The sequence below is a fragment of the Ruegeria sp. F12 genome, assembly GCF_056533885.1.
Genome location: NZ_JBQFOV010000004.1, coordinates 18,037 through 43,487 on the forward strand (window position 1 = coordinate 18,037; position 25,451 = coordinate 43,487).

At 58.4% G+C, this 25,451-nt stretch carries 20 protein-coding genes and 1 tRNA gene; 19 read left to right on the forward strand and 2 right to left on the reverse strand.

The window, feature by feature from the left end:
- Positions 1–148: 148 nt before the first annotated feature.
- The 7 genes from ACR0CA_RS06860 (at position 149) to ACR0CA_RS06890 (ending at position 6,565) form a co-directional block, all read left to right on the forward strand.
- Positions 149–1,390, forward strand: a complete 1,242-nt coding sequence (locus ACR0CA_RS06860; RefSeq protein ID WP_480859017.1) for a pyridoxal-phosphate-dependent aminotransferase family protein — start codon at positions 149–151, stop codon at positions 1,388–1,390.
- Positions 1,391–1,418: 28 nt separating this feature from the next.
- Positions 1,419–2,618: a malate--CoA ligase subunit beta gene (locus tag ACR0CA_RS06865; RefSeq protein WP_170790024.1), complete on the forward strand. Its 1,200-nt coding sequence runs from the start codon at positions 1,419–1,421 to the stop codon at positions 2,616–2,618.
- Positions 2,615–3,505, forward strand: a complete 891-nt coding sequence (sucD, locus tag ACR0CA_RS06870) for a succinate--CoA ligase subunit alpha (RefSeq protein ID WP_480897908.1) — start codon at positions 2,615–2,617, stop codon at positions 3,503–3,505. The genes ACR0CA_RS06865 and sucD overlap by 4 nt, the downstream gene beginning before the upstream one ends.
- Entirely contained in the window at positions 3,505–4,476 is a 972-nt protein-coding gene (locus ACR0CA_RS06875) for a 2-hydroxyacid dehydrogenase (protein ID WP_480897910.1), read from the forward strand. Before sucD ends, ACR0CA_RS06875 begins: the two co-directional genes overlap by 1 nt.
- Before the next feature lie 28 nt (positions 4,477–4,504).
- Entirely contained in the window at positions 4,505–5,482 is a 978-nt protein-coding gene (locus tag ACR0CA_RS06880; protein ID WP_480897912.1) for an HpcH/HpaI aldolase/citrate lyase family protein, read from the forward strand.
- A 220-nt stretch (positions 5,483–5,702) separates the two neighbouring features.
- Positions 5,703–6,224 carry a DUF4142 domain-containing protein gene (locus ACR0CA_RS06885; protein WP_170773541.1) on the forward strand — a complete coding sequence of 174 codons (522 nt, stop codon included), beginning with the start codon at positions 5,703–5,705 and terminating at the stop codon, positions 6,222–6,224.
- A gap of 11 nt (positions 6,225–6,235) precedes the next feature.
- On the forward strand, positions 6,236–6,565 hold the full coding sequence (locus ACR0CA_RS06890) for a plastocyanin/azurin family copper-binding protein (RefSeq protein WP_480897914.1): 330 nt from the start codon (positions 6,236–6,238) through the stop codon (positions 6,563–6,565).
- Positions 6,566–6,667: 102 nt separating this feature from the next.
- Here ACR0CA_RS06890 and ACR0CA_RS06895 read toward each other — a convergent pair.
- A tRNA-Leu gene (locus tag ACR0CA_RS06895) sits at positions 6,668–6,752 on the reverse strand.
- 392 nt (positions 6,753–7,144) lie between these two features.
- On the opposite strand from ACR0CA_RS06895, the gene ACR0CA_RS06900 reads away from it, so the two are divergent.
- From ACR0CA_RS06900 to ACR0CA_RS06955, 12 genes are all read left to right on the forward strand, one after another.
- On the forward strand, positions 7,145–7,552 hold the full coding sequence (locus tag ACR0CA_RS06900) for a hypothetical protein (protein WP_174819453.1): 408 nt from the start codon (positions 7,145–7,147) through the stop codon (positions 7,550–7,552).
- A gap of 2 nt (positions 7,553–7,554) precedes the next feature.
- Positions 7,555–9,564: a dynamin family protein gene (locus ACR0CA_RS06905; protein ID WP_170773538.1), complete on the forward strand. Its 2,010-nt coding sequence runs from the start codon at positions 7,555–7,557 to the stop codon at positions 9,562–9,564.
- A gap of 8 nt (positions 9,565–9,572) precedes the next feature.
- Positions 9,573–11,222 (forward strand): dynamin family protein, encoded by a 1,650-nt coding sequence (locus tag ACR0CA_RS06910; RefSeq protein ID WP_480897916.1) that lies wholly within the window; start codon positions 9,573–9,575, stop codon positions 11,220–11,222.
- Between the two features lie 60 nt (positions 11,223–11,282).
- Positions 11,283–11,654 carry a hypothetical protein gene (locus ACR0CA_RS06915; RefSeq protein ID WP_480897918.1) on the forward strand — a complete coding sequence of 124 codons (372 nt, stop codon included), beginning with the start codon at positions 11,283–11,285 and terminating at the stop codon, positions 11,652–11,654.
- A 23-nt stretch (positions 11,655–11,677) separates the two neighbouring features.
- On the forward strand, positions 11,678–12,517 hold the full coding sequence (locus tag ACR0CA_RS06920) for a hypothetical protein (RefSeq protein ID WP_480897919.1): 840 nt from the start codon (positions 11,678–11,680) through the stop codon (positions 12,515–12,517).
- A gap of 67 nt (positions 12,518–12,584) precedes the next feature.
- Positions 12,585–14,627, forward strand: a complete 2,043-nt coding sequence (locus tag ACR0CA_RS06925) for a dynamin family protein (protein WP_170785952.1) — start codon at positions 12,585–12,587, stop codon at positions 14,625–14,627.
- Positions 14,624–15,904, forward strand: a complete 1,281-nt coding sequence (locus tag ACR0CA_RS06930) for a dynamin family protein (protein ID WP_480897920.1) — start codon at positions 14,624–14,626, stop codon at positions 15,902–15,904. Before ACR0CA_RS06925 ends, ACR0CA_RS06930 begins: the two co-directional genes overlap by 4 nt.
- A 337-nt stretch (positions 15,905–16,241) precedes the next feature.
- On the forward strand, positions 16,242–18,446 hold the full coding sequence (locus ACR0CA_RS06935; RefSeq protein WP_480897922.1) for a serine/threonine protein kinase: 2,205 nt from the start codon (positions 16,242–16,244) through the stop codon (positions 18,444–18,446).
- Between the two features lie 202 nt (positions 18,447–18,648).
- Positions 18,649–19,683 carry an FHA domain-containing protein gene (locus tag ACR0CA_RS06940; protein ID WP_480897924.1) on the forward strand — a complete coding sequence of 345 codons (1,035 nt, stop codon included), beginning with the start codon at positions 18,649–18,651 and terminating at the stop codon, positions 19,681–19,683.
- Between the two features lie 3 nt (positions 19,684–19,686).
- The gene (locus ACR0CA_RS06945) at positions 19,687–20,475 is read left to right on the forward strand and encodes a PP2C family protein-serine/threonine phosphatase (protein ID WP_480897926.1); all 789 of its coding nucleotides are present in this window, start codon (positions 19,687–19,689) and stop codon (positions 20,473–20,475) included.
- A 19-nt stretch (positions 20,476–20,494) separates the two neighbouring features.
- The gene (locus tag ACR0CA_RS06950) at positions 20,495–21,757 is read left to right on the forward strand and encodes a transporter substrate-binding domain-containing protein (protein WP_170790013.1); all 1,263 of its coding nucleotides are present in this window, start codon (positions 20,495–20,497) and stop codon (positions 21,755–21,757) included.
- A gap of 44 nt (positions 21,758–21,801) precedes the next feature.
- Positions 21,802–22,908 (forward strand): peptidoglycan-binding protein LysM, encoded by a 1,107-nt coding sequence (locus ACR0CA_RS06955; RefSeq protein WP_480897928.1) that lies wholly within the window; start codon positions 21,802–21,804, stop codon positions 22,906–22,908.
- A gap of 173 nt (positions 22,909–23,081) precedes the next feature.
- On the opposite strand, the gene ACR0CA_RS06960 is transcribed toward ACR0CA_RS06955, so the two are convergent.
- Complete coding sequence (locus tag ACR0CA_RS06960; RefSeq protein WP_480897930.1) at positions 23,082–25,298, reverse strand: NADP-dependent isocitrate dehydrogenase; 2,217 nt, start codon at positions 25,296–25,298, stop codon at positions 23,082–23,084.
- Between the last annotated feature and the right edge of the window lie 153 nt (positions 25,299–25,451).

A 25,451-nucleotide genomic window follows, 5' to 3' on the forward strand; every position in this document is an offset into this window, starting at 1 on the left:
TACCAGAATGGGTGGGTTTATACCCGCCCAAACAGATATCCAAAGGCAGTAGTAAGTTACGTTGTGTGACGAGGCAAGTTTCTATTTTTCTTTCCTTCAACACGTCTGATCGGGTGCCCCTGTCCCCGATCGCTTAGGAGGATCGAACGTGACATTTCAAATCTACCCCACCCTCGAAATCCCGGAGACGCTAGCGGCGGGTCCCGGTCCCGGAAACACCGACGCGCGCGTTCTGCAGGCTTTTGCCAGTGCCGGTGTTGCCGATCACATGCAGGGCGACGTGCTGCGTGGCATGATCGAATGCAAGCACATGCTGCGTCAGATCTGGGGGACTGAGAACACCTATACTTTCGCTGTCGCCGGAACCGGTTGGAGCGGGCTGGACACCATGTTCTCGGCCGTGATGCCGGGTGACAAGGTTGTCGCCTTTACCAACGGCACCTTCTCGGGCATCGATGCGCTGACCCTGCGGATCAAAGCCGCCACCCCGACCGAGCACGCAGCAAACCCGCTGGACCCGCAAGCTGCCAGCGTCACCGTGATTGAGGTGCCCCATGGCCAACCCGTCACCGGCGAGATGGTCGACGAGGTTTTGGCGCAGCATAAACCGAAATGGGCCTTCATGGCGCACTGGGAAACCGGTTCGGGCCGTGTGAACGATATTCAGGGCTTTTCGGACGCGTGCGAACGTCATGGCGCGATGGGCCTGATCGACGCTGTGTCGTCTCTCGGTGTGTCGGATTTCCGCATTGACGATTTCCCTGGCGTCGCAGGATGGGCGTCGTGTCCGCAAAAAGGCCTGTGCTGCCTGCCGCTGACCTATGCACCAGTCAGCTTTACCGACGCTTATATCGAGGTATTGAAGACGTCGGGCGCTTATTCCTACGTTCACAACCCGATCTTCGAGGCACGCCACTGGGGCATCGTCGATGGACAAGATGTCGAGAAAGGCACTTACCACCGCACCCATTCGGGCTATGCCGTGGCCGCCTTCCATGAATCCCTGCGCCTGACCCTGATCGAGGGGTTGGCCAAACGTGCCCAATCCTACAAAACGCACGAAGCCGTGCTGCGCGATGCCGTGACTGCGATGGGATGCCAGGTGACGTCGGATATGCCCAGCCTTGTGGTGTTGAACCTGCCGCCGGAACTGGCCGGTCGTGAGATGGAGCTGGTGCAGAATTGTCGGGCACAGGGATTTGGTATCTGGCCGACGCTCAGCGCGCCTGTTCAGGTCCGGATTGGCATCCTGAACCAGCTGAACCACCAGGCCATCAGCCACATCGTGCGCCTGTTCGGCCAAGCGGTGCAGGACATGGGCGGCTCCGTTGATCTTGAGGCGGTCGAGGCCCTGCTGGAAAGCCGCTACGGCACGTCGATCGCGGCCTGACCGCGCTGCATGAACGGGAGGAATGCAGATGGATATCCATGAATATCAAGCGAAAGAATTGCTGTCGAAATTTGGTGTCGAGACCCCTTCGGGGGCCTTGGCCTACAGCCCCGAACAGGCCGCTTATCGCGCGCGCGAACTGGGCGGTGACAAGTGGATCGTCAAGGCGCAGGTCCATGCCGGTGGGCGTGGCAAGGCCGGTGGCGTCAAGCTGTGCAGCTCGGAAAGCGAAATCCATGCGGCCTGTGACGACATGTTCGGCCGTAAGCTGGTCACGCATCAGACCGGGCCCGAAGGCAAAGGCATCTACCGCGTCTATGTGGAATCCGCGGTGCCGATTGATCGTGAGATCTATCTGGGTTTTGTGCTGGATCGGTCCAGCCAGCGGGTGATGATTGTTGCCTCGTCTGAAGGCGGGATGGAGATCGAGGAAATTTCAGCCGAGCGTCCCGACAGCATCGTGCGCTCGATCGTTGAACCGGCGGTGGGCCTGCAGGAATTCCAGGCCCGCGAGATCGCGTTTAAATTGGGGCTTGAGCCGAAGCTGACCCAACACATGGTCCGCACCTTGCAGGGTTGCTATGCCGCTTTCAGCGAGCTGGACGCAACTATGGTCGAGATCAACCCGCTGGTCATCACTGGCGATGACCGTGTGTTGGCACTGGACGCGAAGATGAGCTTTGACGACAACGCTCTGTTCCGTCGCCCTCAGATCGCTGAACTGCGCGACAAAAGTCAGGAAGACCCGCGCGAAAGCCGCGCGGCGGATCGGGGCCTGTCTTATGTCGGGCTGGATGGCAATATCGGCTGCATCGTGAACGGCGCCGGTCTGGCTATGGCCACGATGGACACGATCAAGTTGGCCGGTGGCGAGCCTGCGAACTTTCTGGATATCGGTGGAGGTGCCTCGCCCGAGCGGGTGGCCAAGGCCTTCCGGCTGGTTCTGTCAGATGACAATGTTCAGGCGGTTCTGGTCAATATTTTCGCCGGTATCAACCGGTGCGACTGGGTGGCCGAAGGTGTCGTGCAGGCGCTGCGCGAGCTTGAGATTGACCTGCCAGTTATCGTGCGCCTTGCGGGCACGAATGTTGAAGAAGGTCAGAAAATCCTGGCCAAGTCGGGCCTGCCGATCATCCGCGCGACGACACTGATGGAAGCCGCCGAGCGCGCCGTAGGCGCATGGCGCAACGATTTGACCCAAAACACCAAGATGAGGGCCGTGCAATGAGCATTCTACTGGACCGTGATAGCCGCGTGATCGTTCAGGGCATCACCGGACGCATGGCACGCCTACACACTAAGGATATGGTGCAGTACGGCACCAATGTCGTCGGTGGCGTTGTCCCGGGTAAGGGTGGTGAAACCGTTGAAGGTGTGCCCGTCTTTGACACCGTCAAACAAGCGGTCGAGGCCACCGGCGCCGATGCCAGCCTTGTCTTCGTGCCGCCCCCGTTTGCGGCGGATTCGATCATGGAAGCCGCAGATGCCGGTATCCGTTATTGCGTCTGCATCACCGACGGTATCCCGGCGCAGGATATGATCCGCGTCAAACGCTACATGTACCGCTATCCCAAGGACAAACGCATGGTGCTGACCGGCCCGAACTGCGCTGGAACCATCAGCCCCGGTAAGGCGCTGTTGGGGATCATGCCGGGCCATATCTACCTGCCTGGCAATGTGGGCATCATCGGACGCTCGGGCACGTTGGGCTATGAAGCCGCAGCGCAGTTGAAAGAGCGCGGCATCGGTGTTTCGACCAGCGTCGGCATCGGCGGCGACCCGATCAACGGCTCGTCCTTCCGCGATATTCTTGAGCGTTTCGAACAGGATGAAGACACTGAGGTTATTGCTATGATCGGCGAGATCGGCGGCCCTCAGGAAGCCGAAGCGGCAGAATATATCCGCGATCACATCACCAAGCCCGTTGTGGCTTATGTCGCGGGCCTGACCGCGCCTAAGGGCCGGACGATGGGCCATGCCGGAGCCATCATCTCGGCCTTTGGTGAAAGCGCCAGCGAGAAGGTGGAAATCCTGACCGCTGCGGGCGTGACCGTGGCCGAAAACCCGGCGGTGATCGGTGAGACCATTGCCCGTGTCAAGGGAAGGGCTGCGTGATGGTCAAACCTTCGGTCCTTGTCACCCGTCGCTGGCCCGCTGCCGTCGAGGCACAGCTGGCCGAAAGTTACAACACCGTGCTGAATACCGGGGACAAACCAATGTCCCCGGCGGAACTTCGCGAAGCATTTAAGACATTCGACGCGGTTCTGCCCACTGTGACCGATACGCTCAGCGCCGAGGCGCTGGACGTGCCCGCCGCGCAAACCAAAATCCTCGCCAATTATGGCGTTGGCTACAGTCATATCAACGAACCGGCCGCCCGTGATCTGGGCATGACCGTGACCAACACGCCGGACGTCCTGTCCGAATGCACCGCTGATCTGGCCATGATGCTGTTGCTGATGGCCGCCCGTCGCGCCAGCGAAGGGGAACGCGAGCTGCGCGCAGGTGGTTGGGCCGGCTGGCGCCCGACTCATCTGGTCGGCACCAAGGTCAGCGGCAAAACGTTGGGCATTATCGGTTTTGGCCGCATCGGTCAGGAAATGGCGCGCCGGGCGCATCACGGGTTCGGTATGAACATTCTGGTACAAAACCGCAGCACGGTCTCGCCCGACGTACTGAAGCAATTCAACGCCACGCAGGTCGACACGGTGGACGATTTGCTGCCGCAGTGCGATTTCGTTTCGCTGCACTGCCCCGGTGGAACTGCGAACCGGCACCTGATCAACGGGCGCAGGCTGGACATGATGAAACCCGATTCCTTCCTGATCAACACCGCACGCGGTGAAGTGGTAGACGAGCATGCTCTGGTGCAGTCGCTGATGTTCGAAACCATCGGAGGGGCCGCGCTGGACGTGTTTGACGGCGAACCACGTATCAGCCCGGACCTGCTGCAATGCGACAATCTGGTGATGCTGCCGCATCTGGGCAGCGCCACCCGTGAATCGCGCGAGGCCATGGGCTTTCGCGTGTTGGACAATCTGGGCGACTTCTTTGCAGGCCGCCCACCCCGTGACCGCGTGATCTGACGCACCCTTCTTCAAAGGACTCAAACTCATGAGCTTTTATGCCATCGAACAAGCCCCCGCGCGCCTGAACCGCAGCGAACTCGCCGTACCGGGCAGCCAGCCCGGTATGTTCGAAAAAGCAGCCCAGTCGGATGTCGACGTGATCTTCCTTGATCTGGAAGATGCGGTTGCGCCCGACGAAAAAGAACAGGCCCGCAAGAACATCATTCAGGCTTTGAGTGACATCGACTGGGGCAACAAGACCATGTCCGTGCGGATCAATGGTCTGGATACCCACTATATGTACCGCGACGTGGTCGATGTGGTCGAACAGGCGGGTGAACGGCTGGACCTGATCATGATCCCTAAAGTGGGCACTGCTGCCGATGTCTATGCGGTCGACATGATGGTCACTCAGGTCGAAGACGCGATGGGGTACAAAAAACGCATCGGGTTCGAGCACATTATCGAGACCGCGTTGGGCATGCAGAACGTCAGCGAGATCGCGGCCGCCTCGAAACGCAACGAAAGCCTTCATTTCGGTGTGGCTGACTATGCGGCCTCGACCCGAGCGCGCACCACGATCATTGGTGGCGTGAACCCGGACTATTCCGTACTGACCGATCCCGATGGTGACGCATCCCGCGCAACCCATTGGGGCGACATGTGGCACTATGCGCTGGCGCGTATGGTCGTGGCCGCGCGCGCCAACGGCCTGCGCCCGATTGACGGCCCGTTCGGCGATTTCCAGGACCCCGAAGGCTATAAGGCGGCCGCCAAACGCGCAGCCGTTCTGGGCTGCGAGGGTAAATGGGCCATCCACCCCAGCCAGATCGCGCTGGCCAACGAAGTCATGTCACCCAGCGATGCCGAAGTCACCAAAGCACAGCGCATTCTGGTCGCCATGGCCGAGGCCGAGACTGCCGGGAAAGGGGCCGTATCGCTGGATGGTCGCCTGATTGACTATGCTTCGATCCGGCAGGCCGAAGTCATGGTCGAAAAAGCAAAGCAGATCGCAGCCGCTTGATCTGCTTGCCTCGCGCGGCGCTGCCTGATCCCAAACAGCGCCGCGCGTTTTAGTCCCTTTTCTGTGGGTTTGGACGGTCTGACTTGCCAATCCTGGTTCACATTTGCGCGCACGTTCCGAAATCTGAACGATCTGTGCTGGATTTTGAACGGCTGAGTATGTGGTCTTGATCATCGTTGGGGATACTGGGCGCATCAGTCCAATCCAACGGAGATCCGTCATGAAAAGATTCCTCGCCACTTTCGCCATTTCGCTGGCTGTCGTAACCGCTGCTTCGGCGCAGGACGTTGCTGATATGAGCGACCTGGAATACGCGCATATCGCCTATACTGCTGACAACATTGACATTCGCTATGCGCATCTGGCCTTGGCGCTGTCGGAAAATCCCGACATCCACGAGTTTGCCAATACGATGATCCGGGATCATACCGCCGTTAACGCAGCGGCGCTGGGACTGCTGGACAAGTTGGGTGCATCGGCGCAGGACAATGCATTCAGCCAGACATTGAATTCCAACGCGGAAGAGATCATCAACAATCTGTCGCAGCTGCGTGGTGCCGAGTTCGACAAGGCCTATGCGGCCAATGAACTGGCGTATCATCAGGCCGTCAACGAGCTGGTTGAGAACACCATGATCCCCAATATCGACAATGCCGAGGTTAAGGCGCTGTTCGAGCAGGGCCTTGAGATTTTCAAGGCGCATGAAGGTCATGCGGAAATGATGGTCGAGTCTCTGAACTGATGTCCAAACCTGTGTCACGTCGATTCGTCGTGATCGGAGCGGCTGCTTCGGCAGCCGCTTTGGTATCGCGGGGAAGTGCAGAGAATGCCTCAATGACGCATGAAATCCAAATCCGTCGCTTCAAGTTCGAGCCCGATCAAATACAGGTTCGTCCGGGGGATAGGATCAAGTGGGTCAATCTGGATATCGCACCCCATACAGCGACCGCAGTTGATCGCAGTTGGGACACGTTTGAGCTTGTGAAAGACGCAAGCGGTGAAATTGAAGTCACGGAAGGGATGGAACAGTCCTATTTTTGCGAGTTTCATCCTCATATGAAGGGCCGGATCGAAATCCTTTGATCGGTCGATTTGGCTTTACATAAGCCTCATCAAGCGAACCGTCGTCCCAATCTTTTGGAGCGCGGAAACCGGTTCCATTCCAACAAAAACTTTAGAAAGAAATGGTGCGGGTGGAGGGACTTGAACCCCCACGCCTTGCGGCGCCAGAACCTAAATCTGGTGCGTCTACCAATTTCGCCACACCCGCATCGTGGCATCTCGTGCCAGACTGAGGGCCAAATAGCAAAGCTTGAACCCAAGTGCGAGAGGGAAATTTCGACTCAGGTCAATAAATTCGGCTGGTCGGATCACGTCGTAATCACGGGCCTGCAGCGTTCGCCGCTTGCTCGCGTGGACAGCTTGGTGGTTGAGTGCATTATTGTCGCCTGCGGTCGCACAAAAATTATCTCTAAGATATTGTATATAAACAAGAAACATATTTGCGCCACATTTCAAACGCCAAAAAATCTTATTCGCGTCAAATTAAGACCCCCTTGCAGATGGTTGATGGGCGCTGGGACCAGATGAGTCTTTTTGCCTCCGGGCGTTGTTGAAGAGCTTTTGCTCAACTCCAGAAAAAGGGTCGAAAACGTGACCAACATGATGAATTCCGCTGTGACCGAGCAAGACGCCGTTGGCCTTGCACGGGAAAGTTTTCTGGGCGAACTGAAATCCCTGAACCGGGATCATCCTAATACGGGTTTTGGCATTTCGTTGCGCACACATTCGGGGGGCCATTATCTGTTGGCCAATTCCCGCATGCCGCTGCCCGAAACCAAAGCCGCAGGTTTCCCCACGGGCCGTCGTCTGGCCTGTCTGGAAAACAGTGACAGTTTCAGCTCGATCGAAGTGCTAGCCGATTCAGGGGCTTATGAAAAGATTTCGCCCTCGGCAGAGGCTGCGATTCTGGGCAATGCACTGAACCTGATCGCGCGGATCGACACGCTGACCAGCGTGCAGCACGACCAGATAGACCACCCCATCGCCGCTACAGGAACCGGAGGTTAACCATGGCGCGTAACGATCACCTTTTGTCCGTTGGCAACGAAGCTCTGACACCGATGACCTCGGCCATGACGGCTTTGACCACGCAGATCGACCAGCTGACAGAAGTGGCGGATGCGCGCTCCTCGGCGCGTCTTGCGACGCTGAAAACGCGGATGGAGAACTTCACTGCGAGTGTCACGCTTGTGGGGCAGGTCAAGGCAGGGAAATCGTCGATCGTGAATATCCTGGCCGGGCGCCCTGCCCTGTTGCCGTCGGATGTGAACCCGTGGACCTCGGTGGTGACAACGCTGAACATCAACACCCGGACCGAGGGTGACAAAAAGGCCAAGTTTACTTTCTTTGAACAGGAAGAATGGGACAACCTGATGGTCGGCGGTGGCCGGCTGGGCGAATTGGCTAATCGCGCCGGGGCCGATGACGAGATGGACGATATCCGCCGCCAAATCGGCGAGATGAAGGCCAAGTCGGAAGATCGTCTGGGCAAGCATTTCGACCTGATCCTGGGCCAGAGCCACCAATACGATTATTTCGACGAAGAACTGATCCAGCGCTATGTTTGCCTCGGGGATGAGGATGACCCGGATATCAATCCAAAGACTGGGCGATTTGCCGATGTGACGAAGTCTGCGGAACTGTTCATGGACATCCCGCAATACCCGATTTCGCTCAGACTGTGTGACACGCCCGGCGTCAACGATACCTTCATGGTGCGGGAGCAAATCACCTTGCGCAGTCTGCGCGGGTCCGAGGTTTGCGTGGTCGTACTGGCGGCAAGTCAGGCGCTGACCACGATGGATATGGCACTGATGCGCATCATCGCGCAGTTCGAGAACCGCCAAATCATCCTGTTCGTGAACCGAATTGATGAACTGGCCGATCCGGTCAATCAGGTGCCCGAAATCCGCGACCGTATTCAGGACACGCTGAAACAGAACAATATCGATGGCAATACCAGCGTCGTGTTTGGCAGCGCACTTTGGGCCGAGGCCGCACTGACCGGTAATCCTGACATCATGAACGAGGAATCGCGGCAGGCACTGAACACCTTCTATTTGGCTGCAGGGTTTGGCGATCAGGCCCCCTCGCTGGACAAGATCTGGGCGCTTTCAGGCCTGCCCGATCTGCTGTTGGCGATGAACGAACGGATCGCCGAAGGCGCAGGCACCCGCCTGTTGGACCGTGTGCGCCACAAAGCGCGCAACATTGCCAGCCAAATCCGCGCAACTGCCGTAGCCAAGAAACTGTCAGATGGTGATGGTGTGGTGCGTGACCTCGACGGTGTCTCTCCTGAGCAGGCCATTGCGACCGTTATTGCGGAATATGACAAAAAGGCCGCTGTGCTGACCACATCCCTGCGGGAAAAAGTGCTGGAGCGTCTGAACTCGGCCGAAAAGAACTTTGTCAAACGCGCGACGGATTCCTTGATTGCGCATCTGGAAGAGAATGGCGAAGAAGGCACTTGGCAATACGATCCCGCCGGACTGCGGACCTTGCAAAAGGCGGCCTATTTCAGCTTTGCCCGCGCGATGCGTAAAGAGGCTGGTGCGCTTTACAGTGCTGCTGCGGCGGATGTTGAAGCCCTCTATCATAAGCTGCTGGGTAATCATCTTGGCGAGTTCGCAATCGAAGCACCAATTGTGCCGCGTGTCCCGCCCCCGTTGGGCATCGGGCGCACGATTGCGCTGGATTTGCAAAGCACGTGGTGGCGCCGCTGGTGGCAACGCCGCAAAGGGTTCGAGGCTTACGCCGCAGACTACACCCGCCTGATTGCGTCCGAGGCAAGCTCGATCACGAAGGATATCGAAGAAAACCAGATCGCGGCGGTATTGGAAAACGTGCGTGCTGTTCTGTCTGACTTCCTGCGCGAGCAGAAAGAGACATTGCTGAACATATCGGCCACCGCCGAGACCGACGCATCCCGGAATGCGCTGATGGCGGGCATGGCCCCGCAGAAATCGCGCGACGATATCCTGGGCGACATCCTGAAAGATCTAAGCAACGAGGCAGCATAAGTAGCGACATGGCAAAAGATTCACAAACCCGCTTCGTTTCAACCAAGGCTTGGGAGCGCATTGAAAACTGGTCCCGGCGCAAACCCGTTTTCGCGCTAATGGGAGAGTTCAGCGCAGGCAAATCGACGCTGATGAACTTCCTGCTGCGCTCGGACGCTTTGCCGACGCAGGTCACCGCCACCCAACTTCCGCCCGTGTGGTTTAGCTGGGGTAAGCAGTCCGCCTATGTCCAACGACCGGATGGGTCCCGGGACACAATCGGATTGGATCAGCTTGAATCGGTCGGGGTCAACGACGCTCAGTTCGTTCGGATTTTCCTGCAATCGGATATTCTGGAAGCTGTCGATCTGATCGACACGCCCGGTATCTCGGATCCGAAGATCTCGGACGATGTCTGGCGGCGTGCTGTGGGTCAGGCGAATGGCGTGTTGTGGTGTACCCATGCAACGCAAGCCTGGCGCGAGACTGAACGCGCGACATGGGTGTCTTTGCCAGAGCGGTTGCAGCACAATTCACTGTTGCTGGTCACGCGGGCAGATGTTTTGGACGCAAAGGACCGCCAGAAAGTTTTGCGCCGGGTCAACCGTGAGGCTGGGCATCTGTTCAACCGTTCCATTCTGTTCTCGGCCCGCGATGCGATTATGGCACGTGACAAAAGCGGCGATGCCGAGCAATGGGCGCGCAGTGGCGGTGGCAAGATGGTGGACAGTTTTCTTGAGATCACCGAACAGATCATGGACAACCGGGCCCATCAGTTGGCCAGATACCAGATTGATGACAGCCTGACCGGCGCGCCTGACATGAACGCTTTGCGCCCCGATGCCAACGGTGCGCGCGCACCACTGAAGCTGGTAGACCCAGTTGATGTCTCGGATGCCGAGGATGTTGTGACATCCTTCCCGGTTCGCCCCGCCCGAGTGGAACTTCGCAAGGACGACGCGGATCGCGCGCCTCGGATCGACGCGGACGAAGCGGAACGGATGCGTGCGGAGATGACGAACTCGCCCGAGGACGCACAGGAGGAAGACCTGCGATCCTTCTTCCGGGACGCCGAAGAGCCCGAAGTGACGTTGACAGAAATGTCCGCTGGAGCAGAGAGCGACGACACCGAGGTTGATGCGTTCGAACAGGAAGTTGCTGCATTCGATGCTCCAGTTGACTCGGACGAGGAAACATTTGTCGATGCGCTTGAGGAAAAACTGGCTTCAACTCCAGAACAGCCCGAGGTTGAGGATACTTCGGCTCCGGAAATTAGCGCAGAAGGTTCCGTTTCGTCCATTGCCGCGTTGATGGCCGAACAACCCGAAAGCGCCGAGGATGAGTTCGAGCCTGAGCCCGAAAGCAACAGCCTGATCGACATTCAGGTTGTCCCTCTCACCGGTGCCAAACGGACCGACAGCGACGCGCAGCCCGAAAAGCTGGAAGATCTGCTGAATGTGCCCGCCGGATCACCGCTGAGTGCGGCCGCGATGTGGCGCGACATTACCGAGGACGAGGACCTGCCTCAGGATGCGGACGGCCTGAAAGCTATGTTCCAGTCCTTCCTGGTCGAGTTTGACCAGATCGCGGCAGAACACAGCGCACGCAAATCTAAGCAGGACATGTCTTCGCTTGCCAAAAGCAACAAATCCGGCGGGGCCGAGTGGCATGTTCTGTAACCGACCGGCAGGTAGAAAGTAGACGTTCAGATGCCTATCGAAGCCGCTTTGAATGCCGCCATGAGCACAATACCCGACTGCATCGCAGCCGGGTATGTCGATATGGAGACGGGGATGTTGTTGGGCTCGGTCACGCCGGACCCAAACGATGCAGAGATTCTGGATACGCTCGCGATCGCGGTTGCCAACCTGTTTCATGGGCGTGGTGTAAAGGGGTTCGAAGCACTGCTGCGCGAGGCCGGCGAGGATGCGAATGAACCGACTGGATTTGGTGAAATTGCGGTGTTCTCGAAAGACCGTTTGAACATCTTCCTGCGTACCAAGGCCTATCCGGACCATGTGCTCTGCTACATCTGCCGCAGCAGCGCCAATCTGGGCCTTGCGCTAACGAAATCACACCTAACCCGCGGGCCGGTTGCGGCTGCGGTATGAGCGGGACCAGAGGGGGTCACGGCATGATCGACGCGAACATACTCGATATGCTCGAGAATATCGGGCGCAGCGTTGTCGCGCGGGTGAATCCAGCGGTAACCTTGACAGGAACAACGGCTCAGGAACGGCGTGATCAGGTTTTGCGCACTATTCGCGGAACCGTTTTGCCCCGCAGGTTGGAGTTTACGGCAGCCAATGGTGACTGCCTCGCGATTGAGGTCAACAGCTCGCGCGTCACAGATGTTTTCTGCGTGAGCGACGGGGTTGCCCCTGATTTTGAAACAGCTTCGCGGGAAGAGTTGGCTGATCGCCTGGCGCAGCTTGTCAGTGACATTGCCACCGCCCCTGCCCCGCTGGAGCTTGTGTCCTTACAGCCTAATACAACGCTGGATGCAGATGATGTCGGGATCACGTTCAGCGAGATTTCCAAATGCTGCAAAGCGATTGAATTGTCTGCTGAACCAGTGGTGTCGCTGGTGCCAGATGCGCCAAAGGCAGAGGAAACGCAGAGCTTGGCCGATCTGTTCTATGACGGGTCTGACCGGTTCGGATTGGGTCGCGTTTTGGCTTCGGCCAAGGACGGTACCCTCATGTCCACCGCGGGCGATTGTGCTGCCGACGGTTCCGTGCATGTAAGTCAGGACCTGATGCAGAGTTTCGCGCGTGATCTGGCGGGTTGGGACAAGGATACCCACGCAGATCTGGATTATCCGCAGCTAATCGTCATGCGTCCCTCAGGCGGCAAAGGCACCGGGCTGGCCGTTCTGCATGACGGTGAAAGGGTCTCGGTCGTGACCCACGAGGCGCGCAGGCTGGGTGCTGTTGTGGGAGTATGGGCTGCGTTAAAGGGGACGGACGAATGATCGCGCCCCAACCATTCAAATTTTCCAAGAATCCCATCAGTGAACAAGTGTGACCAGGGTAAGTGTTATGAGTGAGAGTAATCGCCGCGAGTTGATCCGCATCGCCGAAGACCTGAACGAGGTCAGCAATGACGAAACACGTCAGTTTATCTCGCGCATCGTGGGAGATCTGTCGAACCTCAAGCCCTCGATCGCCTTTGTGGGTCAGATCAAGGCCGGGAAATCGCGCCTGATCAATGGCTTCACTGGTCAGGCCGAGTATTTGCCTTCGGACGTCAACCCGTGGACGACCGTGATTACTGACATGCATTTCGGCCATCCTTCGGGTCGGACAGAGGGCGCCGAGTTCCACTTTTTCGACAATCGCCAATGGCAAGCCCTGATCGCAGAGGGCGAAGAACTGCGCAACATGTTCCCCGACGACGAGGACAGTTATAAGCGCGAGATGATCGAACAGCAGGTCGAGGCGATGAAAACCCGCGCCAAGCTGCGGTTGGGCGAAAGCTATACGCAGCTTCTGGGCCAGCATCACGATCTGGATCATCTGACATCTGACGATCTGGCGCGCTATGTCTGCGCCGGTGATGAGCCGTCCGAGGATGGCACGCTTGATCCCGGTTCCGATCGCGGGCTTTACAGCGACATCACCCGCAAGGCCGAGGTTTACTTCGACATTGGCCATTTCCCGTTCCCGATCACCGTGACGGACACGCCGGGCGTCAATGACCCGCTGCTGATCCGCGAGGAAATCTCACGCCAGTATCTCAAGGAAAGCGATTTCTTCGTGGTTGTCCTGTCGGCGCATCAGGCGCTGTCGCGGGCGGACCTCAAGCTGTTCCGTCTGATGCAGGCGTTGGAGCTGGGCCAGATTGTGGTTTTCATCAACCGTGTCGATGAATTGGGCGGGGGTGCAGATGACGCGACCAAAGTCCGCGCCGATGTAATGGACGGGTTGGAAAAAGCGCTTGGGAATTCGGATATCGACGTTCTCATGGGCAGTGCGCAATGGGCGCACTACGCATTGACCGGCGATGAAACCGGCGTAAACCATGACGATGTTCTGGCCTGGCTACGTGCCCACCCCGAGCAGATGAAGCAATATCTGGACGGTGTCGAAGAGATCAAGCAAGGCCCCGGCCCGATTAGCCGCGAGGGCGTTCTGCGTTTTGCGGCCATGATCGCCTCGGGACTGCCGGATTTGCGTCGCCATGTGACCCGCGCCCTGGCAGATGGGCCGCGCAACGAGCAGATGCAAATGGCGTGGCAACACCTCAACAGCTTTGCGCAGGGTGAGCTTGACCGCACCAAGGCGCATCTGCGCGCGATCGAGGATCAGGGCACGGACGGGGCGGATGACCCCAGCGAAAACGACAAGACTCAGGCCGACCTGCGCGCGCTGGTCCAAGACAAGACCGAGATGATCGTCAAGGATATGGATGACGTTTTGGCCAACCTGCGTGGTGTCATGGACGATACCGTGGCCGAGGCCGTATCGGACGTGGTGCGTGGCCCGAACGGAGATTCTCCGCTGTTGGCCAAAGGGGGCGAGACAGAGCTGAACTTTGGCCCCTTACGTGATCGGATGCGAGAGCTGGTGCAAGGCGCAACCCAAGTTGTCCGCCAGCGTATGCTGAGCGAGCTTTACGCGGTGGACATGCAAAGCAATGCGGCATTGCGATCCCTGCCGGGCTGGCAGGATTCCGGGGACAACCGGATGAACACCAGCGCGGTTCGCTGGTTCCGCCCTGATACGACGGCCTTGACCCGTGGCATCACCGTGGAACTGCGCGTGACATGGTTATCGCGACTGATTTCGCGCAAAAGCGTGGTCAATCGGGCGGAACGCATGATCGTTCAGGAATTCGAAATGATTGGCGACGATCTTGTCGATACGGCCCGTGAAAACCTGCTGGGGCGTTTGAACACAGTGCTCGACCACTATCTGGCCCTTCTGGCAGGACACCTTGAGCATCGCGCTGGAAGTGGTGAGACCAACGAACGGACCGAGGCGCAAACTGCCTTTAACACCGCGCAACGGATTGCGGATGAACTGGGTGCTGTCTACGGACCGGGCCAATCAGAAATTGAAATACCAAAGGCTGCGGAATGATCGAATTTCCAGGGACCGAACAGGAAGTACGCCAACTCGAGCGTTTCCTGACCGCGACTGAAAAACTACCATCCGACGATTCTGTGGATGACATGCGCGCGCGTGCACTGAGCCATGCCGAGCGGCTGTCGAATGCGATCAACATTGGGTTTGTTGGGGAGTTTGGAGCTGGCAAGTCGAGCCTCGCCAATATGTTGGCAGGGGCCGATATCCTGCCAACCGGACCACAGCATCTTAAATTGCCCTTGGTGATCGTGGCCTATGCGGATGAGCCGGAAACCACGGTGGGCTGGTGGGACAAGGAACCCAAGGTCTATTCTGGCATCGCTTTGGAAAAGGCAGCGGCAGACAAGCCTGATTTCATCTCGGTTGGGTTAAATACCCCCGCTTTGAAGGAAATTTCCCTGTTTGACCTGCCTGGTACGGGGTCGCTTGATGACGCGTCGAAAACTACGCTGGATTTGTTGCAATATGTCGATTGCGCCATCTGGTGCACCAATGGCACCAGCGCCTGGCGCGAGTCAGAGCGGCATTTGTGGTCCAAAGTCCCACCCGAATTGCGTGCAAACAGCCTGCTGGCCATCACACATACGGACCTTCCGCCGGTTCATGACGCGCTGGATCGGGTCCTGGCCCGGTTGAACAAGGAAAAAGGCGATATGTTCCGGGCGGTCGTGCCTATTGGAACGCCGGTTGCCGTCAAAGCCATGGCGCAAGAGCCCGAGCCCGATTTTGCCCTGTGGCAGAGCTGTGGTGGTCAGAACCTTGCTGAGCAAGTATTGCAAATCGCCTCAGACCGGCGGCTGGGAGATCTGAAGGCCGCGCGGGATGCGCTGGAACGCGAGTTTCTGCCCTTCCTCGACAGTTTGACCCTCGACCAGCCTGCACCTGTCGCGTCGCCCTCGGTTAAAGCCCCGCTTGAGGCTGTGTTGCCTCCGTTGGAAAACCCGATCCTCGAAGATTGGTTGGCTGCTATCGCCAGCATCTATGAGGACTTACGTGAATCCTCGGATATGGAGCCCAGCAGTTTTCTGAGCAGCTGTCAGGAGATTGTCGAAGATTTTGCCGAGCGTCTGGAACAGGGTGGTGAGATTGATCCGTCAGCCGATTGGATTCCAGCCGAGTTTGAAAAGGCGACCGACCTGCTGTTGTTGCTGCAATTCGAAACCGGGGCCGGGCCGCTTAGGGATGCCGTCAGTATCCTCACACAGCTGAGTGACTGCCTTGCCTGGGCCGGAAGTCGCGCCGAGTCCGCTCACACAAAAACCGGAACCTGAGGTCATATCGCATTTGAATCGCGCCGCAGGGCGCGATTCGAGTTGTCAAGAATCGCGCGCTTATTGTTTCGGAATCGCGCAACAATCATCCTAAATCCTGCGTTCAGTCCGCAATTTCTTGCGGGTGTCGGGCTATATATTGTGCCGCTAGCCGCTCGGGAAACAATATATGCGATTCGCGAAGTTTTGGTTCTCAGTGAAGCCATGAGGCGGCCCCAATAAAGTCAAATTTGAAACGTCTAACGTTCTTAAGTGTCCTGCGGTTGTGTTTGGTCGTGAGTTGACGGGCAGTTTACCCGAACACGAACCGCAAAATGTTTAGAACGGGCGGAAAGAAATGAGCCACAATCAGGCTGTCGATACGACGCATGACGAACCCAAAATTGAAGGCCTGGCACCCGGTGCAAAGTTGTTGCGCGGGCAGTATGAAATCCTGCGGTTTCTCAGCAATGGCGGTTTTGGCATCACCTATTTGGCGCGCGACAGTCTGGAACGCGACGTGGTTATTAAGGAATGCTTCCCCGGCGCCCTGTGTCATCGCAACGGCGATACGGTCGAACCAATCGATCCTTCCTACAAGGACGACCTGCGCTCGATCATTGACCTGTTTATTTTGGAAGCCCGCAACCATGCGCGGCTGGTGCACCCCAACATTGTCGACGTTCATCAGGTGTTTGAGGACAATGACACAGCCTATATCGCGATGGATTTCATCAAAGGTTGCGACCTGCTGGATTATGTTGAAAACCCCGAGAATGATGCCGGTCCCGATTTCATCGTGCAGGTCACCGAAAAGATGCTGTCGGCCGTGTCCTTCATCCATCAAAGCGGGATGCTGCACCGGGATATCTCGCCCGATAACATTCTGATCAACGAACATGGTGAGCCCGAACTGATTGACTTCGGTGCGGCGCGGGATCAGGCGGCCAATCAATCGGCGGCGCTGTTGACCCTGCGTGTGATCAAGGACGGGTATTCGCCGCATGAATTCTATGTGCGGGGGGCCGAGCAAGGCCCAAGCAGCGACCTCTATGTTCTGGCGGCAACGCTTTACCATGCCATCAGTGGCGAACGCCCCATTGATGGTCAGACGCGGCTGACTGCCTTCAATAACGGGCAGGATGATCCCTATCAGCCTCTGACAGGTCGGTATGATGGATACCCCGATGGGTTCCTTGAGGCGATTGACAAGGCGATGGAGGTGCACGCAACCGATCGTCTGCAAAGCGCGCTGGACTGGCTGCGGATGTTCCGTGGGCCTGGCGTAATGTTCGATACCTTCGCTCACCGTCCCATCTCGGTCATTGTCGGGATGGATCGCAAGGATGAAGAGGCCGAGAAAGCCCGGATCAAAGCAGAAAGCGAAAACGCCGAGGCAGTGGTGACCGCACTGCTGGCAGGCAACCCGGATATCGTTCTGGGTCATGAGGACAAGAAAGAAGAGGAACTGGCCACATTCACCGCGCCTGAGGAACCCCCGGTCGCCGTTGATACCGTGGTCAAAAGCGGCTCGGGTGGTAGTGGAAAACTGATTGCTGCTGCCGTAGTCGTCATCGCGGCCGCAGCCGCAGGTGGGCTTTTCGTGATGTCGGGTCAGGACGCGCCTGCAACTCAGGCCCAAGCCCTTGACGAAACTCCTGCCGAGATTGAACCGGTCGAACCACCCGAGCTGGCCGTGCTGCAAGACACGGCCCCTGTTGAGTTGACCGCGGCCACCGAACCGCAAGACATCGCGCCAGAGCTGACCTCACCCGAGGTTTACGCTGGCGAACCGACGTCACCCAAGCAGGCGGAAGCAGTGCCAGAACCTGTCGAGCAGACCCTGGCCGAAACGGCTGCCACAGAAGGGCTAGAAGCCCCGGCAGCCGACCTTCCCGCTGAAGATGCGACCGAAACTGTCGCGGAAGACCCGGTTGAGCCTGCGACTCCGGTCACTTTGGCCGAACAACAGGTGGCGTTTTCCCATTGGGACGTTGAAATTCCGTTCCAGACCTCGAAACGGCGCGCATCGACCGGCAGCGTCGTTGCTGTGACTGGTGTTGATCCGGCGCTGGACATGTCCGTGATCGGAGATTGGGTGCAGCGTGGGGCCGCGATCTACACCCTGAATGGCGAACCGATCGAGGCCGACACCAGCTTTGCGGCTCAGGTTCTCAATGATCTCAACGTGGATCCTGACGGCTATACCCGCATCACCGCGCGCTATCGCCCGCTGGGTCAGACCCGCGCGCAGAACGGCCTGTTGGCTCTGCCCACCATGCGCATGGTGGGGCTGGACAACGGCTATGGCTTCACAGTTCGCAACAGTGGCGGTACCGGATGGCAAACCGTGGTCAAAAGCGTTCCCGCTGCAACTGCTGGTAGCCTGCAGGCGGGCGATATCCTGATCTCAGAGGCGCAGACGGGGCTGGCCATCGACGGGCCGGAAAGCCTGGATGCCATGCTGGCTGATCTTGTGTCCGAAGGACAAGCTGAAGCCCAGTTGAACGTTCTACGGAACGGTACCGAAGCAGATGCCACTATGCAGTTGACGCAGGAGTAATCAGACCGGTTCGTTTGTAATCCGCCAGTGTGTGTTTGCTGAGGGTCACGACAGTGGAGTGACCCCGACGGGAACCGGCCCGTCGCGGAAAGTACCAGTGACGTTTGTTTTCCATCATCAGTGCCTCTGCGTGATCTGCGAAGGGGTGAGTAGAAGCCCAGCGGGGCATTGCCCCGTGCCAAGAAACAAAGGTGTCGTCACCATGTTCAAATATAAAAGCCCTCTCAGCCGGCTTCTCGAAGGTGCCGGCAAACCGAAAGAAGCCGAGGCGGAAGACATCGCTGAAACCAGCGAAGACAAGCCCGAGCCGATTGCAGACTTCAACGCACTGCGCGTGGCGCTTGCTGGAAACAACATGCCAGCGTCGGACAGCTACGATGAGGCTGAGGACCTGATCCCCGAAGCCGAGATGCCGGACTTCTCCGAGGCCGATGCCGAAGACAGCGCTGAAACCGATGATGCGGCAATCCTTGCGGATGTTGTGGACGTCCTTGAGCCGACCGAAGAGCCCGCCGCCGAGGAAGAGATTGCCGAAGAAGACCCGATTGTGACGTTGCACGTTGCATCGGACGAAGAGGTTGACGAGGCCGAAGAAGAAAACAGTAACCTGTTTGATACGACGCCGGCCGATCCTGTGATCGAAGTCGTCGCGGAAGATCCTGCGCCCGAGTCGGTGGCCGAGATCGTAGAGGCTGTGGACCTGCAACCTGAACCACTGCCCAATGCTCCGGCGGCGCAGATGGCGGAAACACCGTCCGCCGCGCAACCGGCCCAGTCGGATCGTCGTGGTCGTGTCAAAACCACCTTCCTGGGGTTTGAGCGAGCCGACACCCATGTTCAGGACCTGATGGAAACCGCCGAGCCCGTCGCCAAAACCGAGACTGCACAGCAGACCTTTCCGGTCGGTTGGCTGGTTGTAACAGGTGGCCCCGGTCGCGGCGCGTGCATTACTCTGACCGAAGGGCTGATGCAGATTGGTCGCAACGACGATCAGGCGATCCAGCTTGATTTTGGCGACACCGGCATTTCGCGCAGCAACCACGCTGTGATTGCCTATGACCCTGAAGATCGCAAATGCTATCTGGGTCACGGTGGCAAGGCCAATCTGGTACGTCTGAACGGTAAACCCGTTCTCAGCACCGTGGCGCTGGCCAGCGGCGATTTGATCCGCATCAGCGAAACCTCGATCCGGTTTGCAGAATTCTGCGGTGACAATTTCGACTGGCGGGATGCCTGATAGATGCTGGCGACCCCGGCATATGACATTGCGCTGATCCTCGATCAGGGTCGGCGCGACACGCAAGAAGACGCGGTCGCCGCGCGCATGTTCGATGTGGCGAATGCTGGGTATATCGTGGTTGCTGATGGCATGGGCGGGCATGCGGCAGGTGACATCGCATCCGAGCTTGTGATCCAAGCCTGGCGGGGTGCGCTGGACCCTGAACTGGAAACGGGTGCGCCATCGAAGCCCGCCCTGATCGACGCCCTGCCCTTGGCGGCAATGCAGGCAAATGCGCTGATCGCGCAGCATTCCGAAGAACAGGGTGATGGTTTCAACATGGGCTCGACCCTGTTGGGTACTCTTCTGATGGGATCGGACGTCTATTGGATATCGATCGGGGACAGCCCTTTGTACCTGTTCCGCGACGGAGCGCTGCGCCAGATCAACGAAGATCATTCGATGGCGCCGATCATCGACGCGCAATGCGCCGAGGGCAAGCTGACGCAGGACGAAGCGCATACGCACCCGGATCGCAACCAACTGACCTCGGTCATCATGGGCGCGGCGATCCCAAAAGTGGATTGTCCCGAACACCCCGTCGCTTTGACTGCGTCGGATGTTCTGATCGCGGGCAGCGATGGGCTGCAATATCTCAGCGATGCTGAGATCGAGGCCATAGTTCAGGCCCAATCGGGTGACTTGGCACAGGATATAGCCGACGCGCTTTGGCAGGCGCTTCGGGATAAAGGCGACCCCGATCAGGACAACGCGTCCATTGCGGTCGTGAAATTGACAAGAAACGAATGAAGGCAAAGCGACAGGACACATGAGACCTCAACTGATCATCTCCAGCCTGGCTCTTGCGGCGGCAACAGGTGCCGCCTCGGCGCAAGAGGCGTGCTCGACCTACGAAATCAAGCGCGGCGACAGCCTGCGCGAGCTGGCCATTCAGGTCTATTCGACCGAAGACTTCAGCATCATCTTTGACGCCAACCGCGATGTTATCGGGAACAATCCCAACATCATTCGCGTGGGCGACGTTCTGACAATGCCCTGTCTGGAAGACGTGGGCCGCGCGCCGGAACCACCTGCGACCGAGGCCGAAGCCATGGCCGCCGAGATGGCGTCTGAACTGGTCAAAGCCGCTGAGGAACGTGCCGCCAAAGCCATAGCTGAGGCCGAAGCCCGCGTGGCCGCCGCTGAGGCCGAGGCCAAACAGGCCAGCGAGGACGCGGTGCTTGAGGCCAAAGCTGCCGCCAAGACAGAAATCGAAGCTGCCCGCGCCGAAGCCGCTGCGCTGATCCGCGACGCCGATACAAGTGGCCGTCCCGAGTTTCAGGATCGTCAGCTGCTGTTGATCACAGGCGGCAATTATGCGCCTTTCACCGATGAGGCCCTGCCCCACCGTGGCCTTTACACCAATCTGGTTGAGACCGCGATGCTGCGCGCCGCGCCCGAGCAAGGGTACAAGATCCAATTCGTGAATGACTGGTCCTCGCATCTGGACCTGTTGATGCCGACGCTGGCCTTTGACGCAACCTTCCCTTGGTCGCGCCCGAATTGCGAAGAACCCGCCGCCCTGTCTGAAACTGACCGGAACCGGTGCGAGACCTACAACTTCTCGAACCCGTTTTACGAGGTTGTGGATACCTTCTTTGCCCGTGAAGGCTCGGGCTATGAGCAGACCCTGACCTATGCCGATTTCGCGGGTACCACGATCTGCCGCCCCGAAGGCTGGTCACTGTCGCATATGGATGCGGTGGGTCTGTATGAGCCAGCGATTTCGATGCTGCGCCCGGTGTCGCCTGACGACTGCTTCCACGCCTTGATGGACGGTACGGCCGATATCGTCGCGGTCGAAGCGCATCTGGCGGTCGAAGCAATTGCGCGCCTTGGCTATGAACATCGCATTGTAGAAAACCCCAACCTTGCGGCGATCAAGTCGCTTAACATCATGACCCACAAAGATAATCCGGATGGGGAAGCGATCCTTGAGACGCTCAACCAGGGTCTGTCGATCATGCAGCAATCCGGAGAGTGGCGGGACATCGTCTCAACCGCTCTGCGCTATCAAATGGAAAATGGATAAGGCCCCAACTGGCCTGAAAACAACAAAAGTCTGGAGGACGAGACATGTTTAATTTCAATCTGAAGAAGGTGGCATTGTCGGCCACGGCTGTAACTGCCCTAAGCGCTGGTGCGGCAGCGGCTCAGGACGCGTGTACCAACTACACCGTGCAGGATGGCGACACGATGGCGACCATTGCCATCGCGGCCTATGGCACCTCAAACTATCAGCCGATCTTCAACGCGAACCGCAATGACATCACCAACCCCAACGCGCTGGAGCCCGGTCTGGTTCTGGCACTGCCCTGTGACGATGGCAGCCTGCCGAACGGCCAGAGCGCGCAGGACATCATCGCCGCCGAAGAGCAGCGCGCCGCCAGTGTCAAACGTTCGAATGTCTACGCTCCGCCGATCAAGATGGTTGCCGGCAATGGCTGGGAACCTTTCACCAGCGAAGGTCTGGGCGGCGGCGGTATCATGACCCGTCTGGCGACCACCAGCCTCCAGCGTGCAGGAAACCAGCGTGAATATTCGGTCAGCTTTGTGGATGATTGGGCATCACACCTGGATACGCTACTGCCACTTGGCGCGTTCGATATCTCGATCGCCTGGACAGTTCCGGATTGCACCAACCGCACCTATGAATGGTCCGAAGAAACCGAAGCACGCTGCTCGCAATTTGTGGCTTCGGTTCCGGTCTATGACGTCGTAGGCGGCTTTTTCACCCTACCCGAGAGCGAATATGTCGACGCAACCTCCTTCTCGGATTTCGAAGGCGCAACCATCTGCCGGATGGCCGGTTGGAGCATGGTCGTTCTGGAAGAGGTTGGCCTGAACCGCAGCAACACCACCGTGGTTCAACCCAACTCGGCCCGCGAATGCTTGGATGCGGTTCTGACTGGTACCGCCGATGTCGCAGCGTTCGAAGTTGAATTGTTTGCGGCCACGAAGAAAGACATGGGCCTTACGTCGGCTGACATCGTGGAAAACCCCTATGTTTCGACCCTGTCGTCCATGAGTTTCCTGGCGCACCGCACCAACCCGTTCGCACGCGAATACATCGCCATGATGAACAAGGGCCTGAACGAGATGCGCGAAAGTGGCGAATGGTATGCGATCATTTCGGACACGCTGCGCGAGCAGAATGAAAAGCTGAACGCAGCATCGAACTAAGAGACTGGGGCCGGTCACACGATCGGCCCCTTTTTTGCGACGCCGCCGCATAGCAGGCGTTGCAGACCAAGAACCTCGATCGGGAAGGAGCAGTTCTTTCCTACTCACTCTAAAAAAAGGGCCGACTTTGGGGGTCGGCCCTCTTTTTTGATACTGTGCGCGAACGCGGTTTTTTATGCGTCGATCAACGCATTCAGCGTGGCGCTGGGGCGCATAACCTTGGCGGTCTTGGCCGGATCAGTGTGGTAGTAGCCGCCCAGATCAGCCGCCCCACCCTGCGCCGAGGCCAGCTCGGACAGGATCGCTTCTTCGCTATCGGCCAGCGCTTTGGCCAAAGGCGCGAACTCGGCGGCCAGGTCGGCATCGTCCGATTGCGCCGCCAAAGCCTCGGCCCAGTAGCGCGCAAACCAATAGTGGCTGTCGCGGTTATCGGGCTGACCGACCTTGCGGCTGGGCGAGCGGTTGTTGTCCAGAATGCCCTGCGTCGCGGCCTCGGCTGCCGCGCCCAGAACGCCCGCCTTGGCATTACCTTTGCTGTCGGCCAGGAAGTTCAGCGACTCGCCCAACGCGCAGAATTCACCCATCGAATCCCATCGCAGATGGCTTTCCTCGACCAGCTGCTGCACGTGCTTCGGGGCGGAACCACCCGCGCCGGTTTCGAACAGGCCACCGCCATTCATCAGCTTGACGATGGACAGCATCTTGGCCGAGGTGCCCAGTTCGAGGATCGGGAACAGATCGGTCAGATAGTCGCGCAGCACGTTGCCGGTAATCGCAATCGAGTCGTTGCCGGCCGTGATCGTCTCCAGCGATTGACGGGTCGCTTCGCGCGGGGCCAGGATCATGAACTTGTCAGCCACGCCTGCGGCCTCAAGCGCCGGTTTGACGTATTTGATCAACTCAGCGTCATGTGCGCGGTTTGCGTCCAGCCAGAAGATCGCCTCGGACCCGGTCAGGCGCTGACGGTCCATGGCCAGCTGAATCCAGTTCTCGATTGGGGCTTTCTTTACGGTGCAAGAACGCCAGATGTCACCCTTTTCGACGTCGTGCGAATGTAGCACGTCACCATTGGCCAGAACGATGCGAATGGTGCCGTCGGCGGGTGCCTGGAACGTCGTCGGGTGGCTGCCGTATTCTTCGGCCTTCTGCGCCATCAGGCCCACATTGGCTACCGCGCCGGCTGTGGCCGGGTTCAGAGCGCCATTGGCTTTGAAGAAGTTAATCGTTTCGTCATAGACGGACGCATAGCAACGGTCAGGAATCACGCAATTGGTGTCGCCCTTGGCACCGGTCTCGTCCCAGCCCTTACCACCCGCGCGGATCACGGCAGGCATCGAAGCGTCGATGATCACGTCCGAGGGCACGTGCAGGTTGGTGATGCCTTTATCGCTGTCCACCATATACATGGACGGGCGGTCTCCCTTGATCGCGTCGATGGCGGCCATGATATCTGCATTACCCTGAACGCGCTCCAACAGGTCGCCGAGCCCTGAGTTCGGGTTCACACCCAGCGCATCCAGTTCCGCGCCGAATTTGTCAAACACCGGGGCCAGCCACGTCTTTACCGCATAGCCAAAAATGATTGGGTCCGAGACCTTCATCATGGTGGCTTTCATGTGCAGCGAGAACATCGTGCCGTCTGCTTTGGTGTCCTCGATGGCCTCGGCCAGAAACGCGGACAGAGCTTTGACCGACATGAATGTCGCGTCGGCCACGGTGCCTTCCGCCAACGGCCAGCCGTCTTTCAAAACGGTGGTGCTGCCATCTTTGCCGACGAATTCAATCCTTGCGTCGCCTGCTTGGTCTGCGGAGATGGTGGCCGATTTCTCATTTGCGTAGAAATCGTTGCCGGGCATGGACGACACTTTGGTTTTGCTGTCCGAGACCCATTCGCCCATCGAATGCGGGTTCTTCTGGGCGTAGTTCTTCACGGCCTTTGCCGCGCGACGGTCGCTGTTGCCCTCACGCAAAACAGGGTTCACGGCTGAGCCTTTGATGGCGTCATAACGTGCGCGAATGGCTTTTTCTTCGTCAGTCGAAGGTTCTTCGGGATAGTTGGGGATGTTGTAGCCCTGCGATTGCAGCTCTTCGACTGCGGCCAACAATTGCGGGACCGAGGCCGAGATGTTGGGCAGCTTGATCACATTCGCTTCGGGTGTCTTCACCAGTTCACCCAGGGCGGCCAGATCATCGGTGATGCGCTGCGCGTCAGTCAGGTTCTCGGGGAAGGTCGCCAGAATACGTCCGGCCAGCGAAATATCCTTGGTCCCAACGCTTACGCCTGCGGCGGATGCGAACTTGCGGATGATGGGCAGGAACGAGGCGCTGGCCAGCTCGGGCGCTTCGTCTACAATGGTATACAATATGTCGAAGTCTGATTTATCTGCCATATTCTTTTACCTTTTTTAAAGCCTTTCGGGGCGTGCGTTCCAAGAGTTGGCCACTTTCGAGCGGCATAGGCGGGGCACGGCTATCCTGGTGCCCCAACGGTGACTCTGATTTGACAGGGCCTCCCTTAAATCACGTTTGGCTTGGGATCAATC

Bases quoted from the DNA above. Each gene is read 5' to 3' on its own strand.
- ACR0CA_RS06905 (WP_170773538.1), top strand. From the start codon at position 7,555: ATGGCGCGTAACGATCACCTTTTGTCCGTTGGCAACGAAGCTCTGACA.
- ACR0CA_RS06915 (WP_480897918.1), top strand. From the start codon at position 11,283: ATGAGCACAATACCCGACTGCATCGCAGCCGGGTATGTCGATATGGAG.
- ACR0CA_RS06940 (WP_480897924.1), top strand. From the start codon at position 18,649: ATGTTCAAATATAAAAGCCCTCTCAGCCGGCTTCTCGAAGGTGCCGGC.
- ACR0CA_RS06910 (WP_480897916.1), top strand. From the start codon at position 9,573: ATGGCAAAAGATTCACAAACCCGCTTCGTTTCAACCAAGGCTTGGGAG.
- sucD (WP_480897908.1), top strand. From the start codon at position 2,615: ATGAGCATTCTACTGGACCGTGATAGCCGCGTGATCGTTCAGGGCATC.
- ACR0CA_RS06935 (WP_480897922.1), top strand. From the start codon at position 16,242: ATGAGCCACAATCAGGCTGTCGATACGACGCATGACGAACCCAAAATT.
- ACR0CA_RS06955 (WP_480897928.1), top strand. From the start codon at position 21,802: ATGTTTAATTTCAATCTGAAGAAGGTGGCATTGTCGGCCACGGCTGTA.
- ACR0CA_RS06900 (WP_174819453.1), top strand. From the start codon at position 7,145: ATGATGAATTCCGCTGTGACCGAGCAAGACGCCGTTGGCCTTGCACGG.
- ACR0CA_RS06925 (WP_170785952.1), top strand. From the start codon at position 12,585: ATGAGTGAGAGTAATCGCCGCGAGTTGATCCGCATCGCCGAAGACCTG.
- ACR0CA_RS06930 (WP_480897920.1), top strand. From the start codon at position 14,624: ATGATCGAATTTCCAGGGACCGAACAGGAAGTACGCCAACTCGAGCGT.
- ACR0CA_RS06865 (WP_170790024.1), top strand. From the start codon at position 1,419: ATGGATATCCATGAATATCAAGCGAAAGAATTGCTGTCGAAATTTGGT.
- ACR0CA_RS06875 (WP_480897910.1), top strand. From the start codon at position 3,505: ATGGTCAAACCTTCGGTCCTTGTCACCCGTCGCTGGCCCGCTGCCGTC.
- ACR0CA_RS06960 (WP_480897930.1), bottom strand. From the start codon at position 25,298: ATGGCAGATAAATCAGACTTCGACATATTGTATACCATTGTAGACGAA.
- ACR0CA_RS06920 (WP_480897919.1), top strand. From the start codon at position 11,678: ATGATCGACGCGAACATACTCGATATGCTCGAGAATATCGGGCGCAGC.
- ACR0CA_RS06885 (WP_170773541.1), top strand. From the start codon at position 5,703: ATGAAAAGATTCCTCGCCACTTTCGCCATTTCGCTGGCTGTCGTAACC.
- ACR0CA_RS06950 (WP_170790013.1), top strand. From the start codon at position 20,495: ATGAGACCTCAACTGATCATCTCCAGCCTGGCTCTTGCGGCGGCAACA.
- ACR0CA_RS06880 (WP_480897912.1), top strand. From the start codon at position 4,505: ATGAGCTTTTATGCCATCGAACAAGCCCCCGCGCGCCTGAACCGCAGC.
- ACR0CA_RS06945 (WP_480897926.1), top strand. From the start codon at position 19,687: ATGCTGGCGACCCCGGCATATGACATTGCGCTGATCCTCGATCAGGGT.